This is a genomic window from Vibrio salinus, from assembly GCF_021272385.1.
Lineage (GTDB): Bacteria > Pseudomonadota > Gammaproteobacteria > Enterobacterales > Vibrionaceae > Vibrio > Vibrio salinus.
On record NZ_JAJSDZ010000001.1, the window covers coordinates 1 to 12005 of the forward strand.

Annotated in this window: 5 protein-coding genes, 2 tRNA genes, 4 rRNA genes, 2 pseudogenes and 2 other annotated features; of the genes and pseudogenes, 7 read left to right on the top strand and 6 right to left on the bottom strand. The window is 45.4% G+C overall.

The window, feature by feature from the left end; translation table 11 throughout:
* The 3 genes from LRQ06_RS00005 to LRQ06_RS00015 all read left to right on the top strand — a co-directional run.
* Positions 1 to 188: hypothetical protein (locus tag LRQ06_RS00005; protein WP_232764374.1), on the top strand; the 188-nt coding region annotated here is incomplete at its 5' end.
* 370 nt (positions 189 to 558) lie between these two features.
* Positions 559 to 2098, top strand: a 16S ribosomal RNA gene (locus LRQ06_RS00010).
* A 102-nt stretch (positions 2099 to 2200) separates the two neighbouring features.
* A tRNA-Glu gene (locus LRQ06_RS00015) sits at positions 2201 to 2276 on the top strand.
* Here the strand turns inward: LRQ06_RS00015 and LRQ06_RS00020 are convergent.
* Positions 2264 to 2533, bottom strand: coding sequence for a hypothetical protein (locus LRQ06_RS00020; RefSeq protein ID WP_232764375.1), 270 nt, complete (start codon positions 2531 to 2533; stop codon positions 2264 to 2266). The genes LRQ06_RS00015 and LRQ06_RS00020 overlap by 13 nt on opposite strands.
* A 23-nt stretch (positions 2534 to 2556) precedes the next feature.
* Between LRQ06_RS00020 and LRQ06_RS00025 the strand changes: the two genes are divergently transcribed.
* From LRQ06_RS00025 to LRQ06_RS00040, 4 genes are all read left to right on the top strand, one after another.
* Positions 2557 to 5446: ribosomal RNA gene (locus LRQ06_RS00025) — 23S ribosomal RNA — on the top strand.
* Positions 5447 to 5532: 86 nt separating this feature from the next.
* Positions 5533 to 5648, top strand: a 5S ribosomal RNA gene (rrf, locus tag LRQ06_RS00030).
* A gap of 343 nt (positions 5649 to 5991) precedes the next feature.
* Positions 5992 to 7534, top strand: a 16S ribosomal RNA gene (locus tag LRQ06_RS00035).
* Together the 16S, 23S and 5S rRNA genes with 2 tRNA genes alongside form the textbook arrangement of a ribosomal RNA operon.
* A 102-nt stretch (positions 7535 to 7636) precedes the next feature.
* Positions 7637 to 7712: transfer RNA gene (locus tag LRQ06_RS00040), tRNA-Glu, on the top strand.
* Positions 7713 to 8005: 293 nt separating this feature from the next.
* Positions 8006 to 8505 (top strand) — a sequence feature (23S ribosomal RNA rRNA prediction is too short).
* A gap of 7 nt (positions 8506 to 8512) precedes the next feature.
* Positions 8513 to 8830 (top strand) — a sequence feature (23S ribosomal RNA rRNA prediction is too short).
* 7 nt (positions 8831 to 8837) lie between these two features.
* Here LRQ06_RS00040 and LRQ06_RS21155 read toward each other — a convergent pair.
* From LRQ06_RS21155 to eno, 5 genes and pseudogenes are all read right to left on the bottom strand, one after another.
* A pseudogene (locus LRQ06_RS21155) lies at positions 8838 to 9056 on the bottom strand (GGDEF domain-containing protein); the annotation flags it as partial.
* Positions 8960 to 9544: a hypothetical protein gene (locus LRQ06_RS00045; protein ID WP_232764376.1), complete on the bottom strand. Its 585-nt coding sequence runs from the start codon at positions 9542 to 9544 to the stop codon at positions 8960 to 8962. The pseudogene LRQ06_RS21155 and the gene LRQ06_RS00045, both read right to left, overlap by 97 nt.
* A 45-nt stretch (positions 9545 to 9589) precedes the next feature.
* A complete protein-coding gene (locus tag LRQ06_RS00050; RefSeq protein ID WP_308218807.1) occupies positions 9590 to 10546 on the bottom strand; it encodes an ATP-binding protein in 957 nt (318 codons plus the stop codon).
* A gap of 12 nt (positions 10547 to 10558) precedes the next feature.
* The gene (locus LRQ06_RS00055; RefSeq protein WP_257794066.1) at positions 10559 to 10915 is read right to left on the bottom strand and encodes an STAS domain-containing protein; all 357 of its coding nucleotides are present in this window, start codon (positions 10913 to 10915) and stop codon (positions 10559 to 10561) included.
* A gap of 477 nt (positions 10916 to 11392) precedes the next feature.
* Positions 11393 to 12005 (bottom strand): annotated as a pseudogene (eno, locus tag LRQ06_RS00060) (phosphopyruvate hydratase); the annotation flags it as partial.

A 12005-nucleotide genomic window follows, 5' to 3' on the forward strand; every position in this document is an offset into this window, starting at 1 on the left:
GCGTTTCACCCAAAATAAATCCGCAAAAAGTGAGAGGATGTTCGCTGACGCTTACTCCTTTATTTGATCCTAATGATAAGCCAGTAATTAGTGTAAATGCTTTATTCTTACTGGCTTCTGCCTCTTTTTTCACCATAAAAATGAAATATTACAGATTTATGAAGAAAGTGCTTGCACATCTTCATTGAGTCCCTATAATGCCGCCTCACTGACACGGTAACTAAAATAAAATATTAGTTCGCGAAGTCAATCAGGACGGGCAATAGAGAAGTTTCAAAAAGTGTTTGACACTTGCCGTTAACTCTATAAAATGCACCTCCACTTCTTTGGTGAAAATAGCCGGAGAAAAGCTCTTTAACAATATAAACCTATCAATCTGTGTGGGCACTCGTCGGATAAACATCCAAAAGATTTTATCAATGATACGAGTGACCAAACGAACAGGATTTTTTTTTAGAATGAATGTTTGGCACAGTCAATTCAACATAACATTACTTTTAATAAAGTAGTGCATGTTATCAGTATTCATTGAGCCGATGCTAAGCATCAAAAAAACTTTAATTGAAGAGTTTGATCATGGCTCAGATTGAACGCTGGCGGCAGGCCTAACACATGCAAGTCGGGCGGTAACAGGAGAAAGCTTGCTTTCTTGCTGACGAGCGGCGGACGGGTGAGTAATGCTTAGGAAGTTGCCCGGTAGAGGGGGATAACCATTGGAAACGATGGCTAATACCGCATAATACCTACGGGTCAAAGCAGGGGCTCTTCGGACCTTGCGCTACCGGATACGCCTAAGTGAGATTAGCTGGTTGGTGAGGTAAGAGCTCACCAAGGCGACGATCTCTAGCTGGTCTGAGAGGATGATCAGCCACACTGGAACTGAGACACGGTCCAGACTCCTACGGGAGGCAGCAGTGGGGAATATTGCACAATGGGGGAAACCCTGATGCAGCCATGCCGCGTGTATGAAGAAGGCCTTCGGGTTGTAAAGTACTTTCAGCAGTGAGGAAGGGTGACAGATTAATACTCTGTTATTTTGACGTTAGCTGCAGAAGAAGCACCGGCTAACTCCGTGCCAGCAGCCGCGGTAATACGGAGGGTGCGAGCGTTAATCGGAATTACTGGGCGTAAAGCGCATGTAGGTGGTTGATTAAGTCAGATGTGAAAGCCCGGGGCTTAACCTCGGAATCGCATTTGAAACTGGTTGGCTAGAGTACTGTAGAGGGGGGTAGAATTTCAGGTGTAGCGGTGAAATGCGTAGAGATCTGAAGGAATACCGGTGGCGAAGGCGGCCCCCTGGACAGATACTGACACTGAGATGCGAAAGCGTGGGGAGCAAACAGGATTAGATACCCTGGTAGTCCACGCCGTAAACGATGTCTACTTGGAGGTTGCGGCCTTGAGCTGTGGCTTTCGGAGCTAACGCGTTAAGTAGACCGCCTGGGGAGTACGGTCGCAAGATTAAAACTCAAATGAATTGACGGGGGCCCGCACAAGCGGTGGAGCATGTGGTTTAATTCGATGCAACGCGAAGAACCTTACCTACTCTTGACATCCAGAAATCCTTTAGAGATAGAGGAGTGCCTTCGGGAATTCTGAGACAGGTGCTGCATGGCTGTCGTCAGCTCGTGTTGTGAAATGTTGGGTTAAGTCCCGCAACGAGCGCAACCCTTATCCTTGTTTGCCAGCACTTCAGGTGGGAACTCCAGGGAGACTGCCGGTGATAAACCGGAGGAAGGTGGGGACGACGTCAAGTCATCATGGCCCTTACGAGTAGGGCTACACACGTGCTACAATGGCGTATACAGAGGGCGGCCAACTTGCGAAAGTGAGCGAATCCCAAAAAGTACGTCGTAGTCCGGATTGGAGTCTGCAACTCGACTCCATGAAGTCGGAATCGCTAGTAATCGTGGATCAGAATGCCACGGTGAATACGTTCCCGGGCCTTGTACACACCGCCCGTCACACCATGGGAGTGGGCTGCAAAGAAGCAGGTAGTTTAACCTTCGGGAGGACGCTTGCCACTTTGTGGTTCATGACTGGGGTGAAGTCGTAACAAGGTAGCGCTAGGGGAACCTGGCGCTGGATCACCTCCTTACACGATGATGATTATTGTCGAGTGTTCACACAGATTGATACGGTTTACATTATCGAGAGCACCGTTAAACCTCTGCCCTCATTGCGAGCAGAGACTTTTTGTGTCCCGTTCGTCTAGAGGCCTAGGACACCGCCCTTTCACGGCGGTAACAGGGGTTCGACTCCCCTACGGGATACCATCTTTAAGTGTTCTTTTCTTTATGAATGGGAAGAGAATGGTTAAACATGGTTCTTTATGAATCACGCTCTTTAACAATTTGGAAAGCTGACAAAGCAGTTTTGTTTTTTTTAAACAAAATTGTTTGTAAAAGTTCTCAATACTTTCTTGTATAAGAAAGACCAACACAATCAAGTGTTCTTGGAAATTGAGTCCGGCAATATCATAGTCTGCCGCATGTATAAAAATGGCAGACAAATCTTGGTGACAAGACCACATTCCGAAACTTTTTCGGGTTGTATGGTTAAGTGACTAAGCGTACATGGTGGATGCCTTGGCAGTCAGAGGCGATGAAGGACGTACTAACTTGCGATAAGCTCAGATGAGGCAGTAAGAGCCACCTGAATCTGAGATTTCCGAATGGGGAAACCCACTTACAGCAGTAAGTATCATTAAGTGAATACATAGCTTAATGAGGCGAACCGGGAGAACTGAAACATCTAAGTACCCCGAGGAAAAGAAATCAACCGAGATTCCGAAAGTAGCGGCGAGCGAAATCGGAGTAGCCCTTAAGCTGATACAGTGTCAGGTGAAGTGTCTGGAAAGGCACGCGATACAGGGTGACAGCCCCGTAACTGACGGCATTGTATGAGTGAAATCGAGTAAGGCGGGACACGTGATATCCTGTTTGAAAATGGGGGGACCATCCTCCAAGGCTAAATACTCCTGACTGACCGATAGTGAACCAGTACCGTGAGGGAAAGGCGAAAAGAACCCCTGTGAGGGGAGTGAAACAGAACCTGAAACCGTGTACGTACAAGCAGTAGGAGCCTACTAGTTAGGTGACTGCGTACCTTTTGTATAATGGGTCAGCGACTTATATTCAGTGGCAAGGTTAACCGATTAGGGGAGCCGTAGCGAAAGCGAGTGTTAACTGCGCGTTTAGTCTCTGGATATAGACCCGAAACCGAGTGATCTAGCCATGGGCAGGTTGAAGGTTGAGTAACATCAACTGGAGGACCGAACCGACTAATGTTGAAAAATTAGCGGATGACCTGTGGCTAGGGGTGAAAGGCCAATCAAACTCGGAGATAGCTGGTTCTCCCCGAAAGCTATTTAGGTAGCGCCTCGGACGAATACTACTGGGGGTAGAGCACTGTTAAGGCTAGGGGGTCATCCCGACTTACCAACCCTTTGCAAACTCCGAATACCAGTAAGTACTATCCGGGAGGACACACGGCGGGTGCTAACGTCCGTCGTGGAGAGGGAAACAACCCAGACCGCCAGCTAAGGTCCCAAATTACAGCTAAGTGGGAAACGATGTGGGAAGGCTCAGACAGCTAGGATGTTGGCTTAGAAGCAGCCATCATTTAAAGAAAGCGTAATAGCTCACTAGTCGAGTCGGCCTGCGCGGAAGATGTAACGGGGCTAAGTTGTAAACCGAAGCTGCGGCAATGCGATTTATCGTATTGGGTAGGGGAGCGTTCTGTAAGCCGCTGAAGGTGTGTGGTAACGCACGCTGGAGGTATCAGAAGTGCGAATGCTGACATGAGTAACGATAATGGGGGTGAAAACCTCCACGCCGGAAGACCAAGGGTTCCTGTCCAACGTTAATCGGGGCAGGGTAAGTCGACCCCTAAGGCGAGGCTGAAAAGCGTAGTCGATGGGAAACGGGTTAATATTCCCGTACTTCTTACTGTTGCGATGGGGGGACGGAGAAGGCTAGATGAGCCTGGCGATGGTTGTCCAGGTTCAAGTGCGTAGGCTTAAGAGTCAGGTAAATCCGGCTCTTTTTAAGGCTGAGACACGACGTCGAGCCACTAAGGTGGTGAAGTCATTGATGCCATGCTTCCAGGAAAAGCCTCTAAGCTTCAGACAGTAAGGAATCGTACCCCAAACCGACACAGGTGGTCGGGTAGAGAATACCAAGGCGCTTGAGAGAACTCGGGTGAAGGAACTAGGCAAAATGGTACCGTAACTTCGGGAGAAGGTACGCTCCTGATGGTGAAGTCCCTTGCGGATGGAGCTGACGGGAGTCGCAGATACCAGGTGGCTGCAACTGTTTATTAAAAACACAGCACTGTGCAAAATCGTAAGATGACGTATACGGTGTGACGCCTGCCCGGTGCCGGAAGGTTAATTGATGCTGTTAGACTTTGGTCGAAGCGGTTGATCGAAGCCCCGGTAAACGGCGGCCGTAACTATAACGGTCCTAAGGTAGCGAAATTCCTTGTCGGGTAAGTTCCGACCTGCACGAATGGCGTAATGATGGCCACGCTGTCTCCACCCGAGACTCAGTGAAATTGAAATCGCTGTGAAGATGCAGTGTACCCGCGGCTAGACGGAAAGACCCCGTGAACCTTTACTACAGCTTGGCACTGAACATTGAGCCTACATGTGTAGGATAGGTGGGAGGCTATGAAACACAGTCGCCAGATTGTGTGGAGCCATCCTTGAAATACCACCCTTGTATGTTTGATGTTCTAACTTGGTCCCCTAATCGGGGATGAGGACAGTGCCTGGTGGGTAGTTTGACTGGGGCGGTCTCCTCCCAAAGAGTAACGGAGGAGCACGAAGGTGGGCTAATCACGGTTGGACATCGTGAGGTTAGTGTAATGGCATAAGCCCGCTTGACTGCGAGAGTGACGGCTCGAGCAGGTGCGAAAGCAGGTCATAGTGATCCGGTGGCTCTGAATGGAAGGGCCATCGCTCAACGGATAAAAGGTACTCCGGGGATAACAGGCTGATACCGCCCAAGAGTTCATATCGACGGCGGTGTTTGGCACCTCGATGTCGGCTCATCACATCCTGGGGCTGAAGTCGGTCCCAAGGGTATGGCTGTTCGCCATTTAAAGTGGTACGCGAGCTGGGTTTAGAACGTCGTGAGACAGTTCGGTCCCTATCTGCCGTGGGCGTTGGAAGATTGAAGGGGGCTGCTCCTAGTACGAGAGGACCGGAGTGGACGAACCTCTGGTGTTCGGGTTGTGATGCCAATCGCATTGCCCGGTAGCTAAGTTCGGAATCGATAACCGCTGAAAGCATCTAAGCGGGAAGCGAGCCCTGAGATGAGTCTTCCCTGGCACTTTAAGTGTCCTGAAGGGTTGTTCGAGACCAGAACGTTGATAGGCAGGGTGTGTAAGCGTTGTGAGGCGTTGAGCTAACCTGTACTAATTGCCCGTGAGGCTTAACCATACAACACCGAAAAGGTTTTGGCGGACTCAAGAGAGAATCTTGGTTGTGGGTTGAGAATAAGACAGCTTTCTGAATTAACGAATTTGCCTGGCGGCCATAGCGATTTGGACCCACCTGACTCCATGCCGAACTCAGAAGTGAAACGAATTAGCGCCGATGGTAGTGTGGGGTTTCCCCATGTGAGAGTAGGACATCGCCAGGCTTTTATTTTGCTTGCTTATTGATTTAAGCAAGTCACCATAAGACTTTAAAAAAGATTAGAGTTTTATGTTGACTTTCAAAGTGGGTAGCGTATTATACGCGTCCTGCTTAAGTGCTAACGCACTGAAAGCAAAGCTCTTTAACAATATAAACCTATCAATCTGTGTGGGCACTCGTCGGATAAACATCCAAAAGATTTTATCAATGATACGAGTGACCAAAACGAACAGGATTTCTTTTTAGAATGAATGTTTGGCACAGTCAATTCAACATAACATTACTTTTGATAAAGTAGTGCATGTTATCAGTATTCATTGAGCCGATGCTAAGGCATCAAAAAACTTTAATTGAAGAGTTTGATCATGGCTCAGATTGAACGCTGGCGGCAGGCCTAACACATGCAAGTCGGGCGGTAACAGAAGAAAGCTTGCTTTCTTGCTGACGAGCGGCGGACGGGTGAGTAATGCTTAGGAAGTTGCCCGGTAGAGGGGGATAACCATTGGAAACGATGGCTAATACCGCATAATACCTATGGGTCAAAGCGGGGGCTCTTCGGACCTTGCGCTACCGGATACGCCTAAGTGAGATTAGCTGGTTGGTGAGGTAAGAGCTCACCAAGGCGACGATCTCTAGCTGGTCTGAGAGGATGATCAGCCACACTGGAACTGAGACACGGTCCAGACTCCTACGGGAGGCAGCAGTGGGGAATATTGCACAATGGGGGAAACCCTGATGCAGCCATGCCGCGTGTATGAAGAAGGCCTTCGGGTTGTAAAGTACTTTCAGCAGTGAGGAAGGGTGACAGATTAATACTCTGTTATTTTGACGTTAGCTGCAGAAGAAGCACCGGCTAACTCCGTGCCAGCAGCCGCGGTAATACGGAGGGTGCGAGCGTTAATCGGAATTACTGGGCGTAAAGCGCATGTAGGTGGTTGATTAAGTCAGATGTGAAAGCCCGGGGCTTAACCTCGGAATCGCATTTGAAACTGGTTGGCTAGAGTACTGTAGAGGGGGGTAGAATTTCAGGTGTAGCGGTGAAATGCGTAGAGATCTGAAGGAATACCGGTGGCGAAGGCGGCCCCCTGGACAGATACCTGACACTGAGATGCGAAAGCGTGGGGAGCAAACAGGATTAGATACCCTGGTAGTCCACGCCGTAAACGATGTCTACTTGGAGGTTGCGGCCTTGAGCTGTGGCTTTCGGAGCTAACGCGTTAAGTAGACCGCCTGGGGAGTACGGTCGCAAGATTAAAACTCAAATGAATTGACGGGGGCCCGCACAAGCGGTGGAGCATGTGGTTTAATTCGATGCAACGCGAAGAACCTTACCTACTCTTGACATCCAGAAAATCCTTTAGAGATAGAGGAGTGCCTTCGGGAATTCTGAGACAGGTGCTGCATGGCTGTCGTCAGCTCGTGTTGTGAAATGTTGGGTTAAGTCCCGCAACGAGCGCAACCCTTATCCTTGTTTGCCAGCACTTCGGGTGGGAACTCCAGGGAGACTGCCGGTGATAAACCGGAGGAAGGTGGGGACGACGTCAAGTCATCATGGCCCTTACGAGTAGGGCTACACACGTGCTACAATGGCGTATACAGAGGGCGGCCAACTTGCGAAAGTGAGCGAATCCCAAAAAGTACGTCGTAGTCCGGATTGGAGTCTGCAACTCGACTCCATGAAGTCGGAATCGCTAGTAATCGTGGATCAGAATGCCACGGTGAATACGTTCCCGGGCCTTGTACACACCGCCCGTCACACCATGGGAGTGGGCTGCAAAAGAAGCAGGTAGTTTAACCTTCGGGAGGACGCTTGCCACTTTGTGGTTCATGACTGGGGTGAAGTCGTAACAAGGTAGCGCTAGGGGAACCTGGCGCTGGATCACCTCCTTACACGATGATGATTATTGTCGAGTGTTCACACAGATTGATACGGTTTACATTATCGAGAGCACCGTTAAACCTCTGCCCTCATTGCGAGCAGAGACTTTTTGTGTCCCGTTCGTCTAGAGGCCTAGGACACCGCCCTTTCACGGCGGTAACAGGGGTTCGACTCCCCTACGGGATACCATCTTTAAGTGTTCTTTTCTTTATGAATGGGAAGAGAATGGTTAAACATGGTTCTTTATGAATCACGCTCTTTAACAATTTGGAAAGCTGACAAAGCAGTTTTGTTTTTTTAAACAAAATTGTTTGTAAAAGTTCTCAATACTTTCTTGTATAAGAAAGACCAACACAATCAAGTGTTCTTGGAAATTGAGTCCGGCAATATCATAGTCTGCCGCATGTATAAAAATGGCAGACAAATCTTGGTGACAAGACCACATTCCGAAACTTTTTCGGGTTGTATGGTTAAGTGACTAAGCGTACATGGTGGATGCCTTGGCAGTCAGAGGCGATGAAGGACGTACTAACTTGCGATAAGCTCAGATGAGGCAGTAAGAGCCACCTGAATCTGAGATTTCCGAATGGGGAAACCCACTTACAGCAGTAAGTATCATTAAGTGAATACATAGCTTAATGAGGCGAACCGGGAGAACTGAAACATCTAAGTACCCCGAGGAAAAGAAATCAACCGAGATTCCGAAAGTAGCGGCGAGCGAAATCGGAGTAGCCCTTAAGCTGATACAGTGTCAGGTGAAGTGTCTGGAAAGGCACGCGATACAGGGTGACAGCCCCGTAACTGACGGCATTGTATGAGTGAAATCGAGTAAGGCGGGACACGTGATATCCTGTTTGAAAATGGGGGGACCATCCTCCAAGGCTAAATACTCCTGACTGACCGATAGTGAACCAGTACCGTGAGGGAAAGGCGAAAAGAACCCCTGTGAGGGGAGTGAAACAGAACCTGAAACCGTGTACGTACAAGCAGTAGGAGCCTACTAGTTAGGTGACTGCGTACCTTTTGTATAATGGGTCAGCGACTTATATTCAGTGGCAAGGTTAACCGATTAGGGGAGCCGTAGCGAAAGCGAGTGTTAACTGCGCGTTTAGTCTCTGGATATAGACCCGAAACCGAGTGATCTAGCCATGGGCAGGTTGAAGGTTGAGTAACATCAACTGGAGGACCGAACCGACTAATGTTGAAAAATTAGCGGATGACCTGTGGCTAGGGGTGAAAGGCCAATCAAACTCGGATACCACAAGAAACCGTAATTCGTACACTATTTTCATTAAGGTAAAACTGTCTTGAGCCTATTAATTTTCGAACACTCTCAGAAAAGCCCTTCGCTTCATGAATAGAATGGTCTTGGAGCAAAATAACAAACTGATCACTACCTATACGTGATATAAGTTGACCCTCTGAAACACGACTTTTTAAAATATTAGCAATTCTACACAGAACTTCATCACCAAGTGAATAATTAAAAGAATCATTAATTTTTGTAAAATTATCGATGTCAAAAAAATCAATGCTGCATTCTGTCTAAAAATAAAATTATTTTGATTTATCAGCTTATGAAACCTTTCTTCAAAATGCTTTCTATTACTCAACTGTGTTAATATATCAATATCATCTTTGTATAAAGATTTTTGATCGTTGGTTTTAGTAATTAATATTACGACGCCTTTCAACATTCTACAGCATCGAATATTTATATTTAGGTCATCAACAATAAAACCATGTAAATCCAGCTGTTTGTATCTTCCATTTATCAACAGACATTCTATCTTATCGACTAAATCAGGAAATCTCTTAAGTATATTTCGAAAGTCCTGATCTAGCATATTTTCAGTTTTTTCTTCACCATCCCCTAATCCAAGCCAATTAATGGCGATGGTATTAATTAAATTTATTTCACCAGAATCAGAAAGTGCAATTAGTCCATTTGGGAAAGCGCTAATAACACCAGACATTAATTCTATCAGCGTTGATGAGTTTTGTTCTAATTCAATATGCATTATTATCACCTCCTCTGATAACTATCACAGTCGCGGCAAGATGCTCTAGAGCACAATCATCAAAACTGTTGCAGCAATTTTGTAAGCATCCCATTCGGACCAATGTTCACCTTCACGAAGACGACTTATATCTATACCAAGAGAATGAAAAACTAGAGTAAAACGACCATTTCTTGGCAAGCTAGTATAGGATAATAATCCTTGCGATGACTTCTCTAAGAATACTTCAGAGTCACCTGTACAATCGTTTTCAAGCCAGTAGATATCAGGCATATTTACCAATAGATATTCAATATACTCATTGTTTATTCTAACCAAACCTATTTTTCTTCGATTTTCCTCTACGGCTGTATTACCAAAAAACGTTTTAAACTGCTCAAAAATAATTTCAAGAGGTATTTGAATATTTCGAGTCACTTCATCAACAAAATGACTTACCAACACGTCAAATTTTTGGTTAGGTTTGTTTTCATTGTAAGTATCATCGGCTAAAACAACAAAATAAGTATCTCCATGAAATTCTTTCACTACATGAATATTACTATTATATATATGACCAACGGCAGGATGAGAAATAGTTCTAACCAAGATATTCTTTTCTGAAACAGGAAGAAAGTGACGTAAAATTACAGAAGTACCCGTATTGTCTGACTTCTTTATTATCATCTCATCAGCACAACGAAGCGCCACTCCGAGCCCCAGACCAAAACTTTTCTCTTTGTAGGTCGAGTAACCATCTTGCATAGCTTTAGATATATCGGCGATGCCAGACCCACAGTCTTCAATAACAACTTCGATTCCTAAGTCATTAGCTGTATTTGATATATCGACATTTGCTCCAGAGGCATGGCGAACTGCATTTATAGCAATTTCAGACACTGCTATATTAAAAAGGCTTGCCTGATAATCTGAAAAACCAATTTCTATAGCATATTTTTTACAATACGATGCGATTAAGTAGGCATCAACTTCATTTCTATGAATAAGTAATATCTCCAGTATTTTTCTGTTTCACTAACGAATAGCCTCAGAAATAGGAACAAGATTAAAACCAGACTGCTTAATGCAAAAATACATCGCCGATTTTAAATCTCTTAAAATCTTATGGTTACCCAAATCGACACCAGCATTTACCATCGTTCTTGCTATCATCCCTTTTAATCCACAGAATATAGGTGATGATCCAACTAACACTATAGTGTCTGCAAGCCTAACAAGCTGTAATGCCACCGATGTATCTATCGCATAAACATTAGATAAATCCACAATGACAAAATTACTATCTGATGACTCAACCATATTCGTAAGCTTTGCGGTAACTGCTTCCATCCGTGCAGAGTCTATCGTTCCAAATAGCCAGTATAAATACAGTTGTCAAAGATTTCAGATGCCACCATTGGTGATTCTCCACCCAACTGTTTACGACTAAAAGCAATATCACTCATAATTTACAACCAACCAATTGACATTTTAAATAATAAATTTTTATTAAAATAAAACGGTAAATAGAAAAAAGTAGCTATTTTTCATCACAAACAGAAGATGAATATAGCTATCGCTTATTTATTAAAATAGACCAAATCTTCACATAAGCAATAGTTCTAATAAGAGAACTCTCTTTGAAGAATTTAAACGAGAAGCAGAACACAGACAGCATAGTGCAGGTATTTTTGATTACATAGAACGGTTCCATAATCCAAGAATGGAGCATAGACTAGCGAATCGAGACAGCCAATTTACGTCTTTACAAAACTGTCCGTGAGAACGGGAGAGAACTCCACAAATGACACCCATAAAAAAACGCCTCCAACCGGAGGCGTTTTTCGAATATCAGACAAACTTAAAAAATTAAGCCTGACCTTTCACTTCTTTAAGACCGTTGAAAGGAGCACGTTCACCCAGTGCTTCTTCGATACGGATAAGCTGGTTGTACTTAGCGATACGGTCAGAACGGCTCATAGAACCCGTTTTGATTTGACCTGCAGCAGTCCCAACCGCTAAATCAGCGATAGTTGCATCTTCAGTTTCACCAGAACGGTGAGAGATAACAGCAGTGTAACCAGCGTCTTAGCCATTTTAATAGCAGCTAAAGTTTCAGTCAGAGAACCAATCTGGTTGAATTTAATAAGGATTGAGTTAGCAATACCTTTTTCGATACCTTCTTTCAGGATCTTAGTGTTAGTTACGAACAGGTCGTCACCAACAAGCTGGATTTTGTCACCAGAACTTAGTTTGGTATGCGAAACCTTCCCAGTCAGATTCGTCCTGACCATCTTCGATAGAAACGATTGGGTATTCTTCACACAGTTTAGCAAGGTAATCAGAAAACTCTTCAGAAGAGAAAGTTTTACCTTCGCCTTTCATGTTATAAACGCCGTCTTCGTAGAATTCAGAAGAAGCACAGTCCATAGCAAGAGTCACGTCTTTACCTAGTACATAACCAGCCTGTTCAACCGCTTCT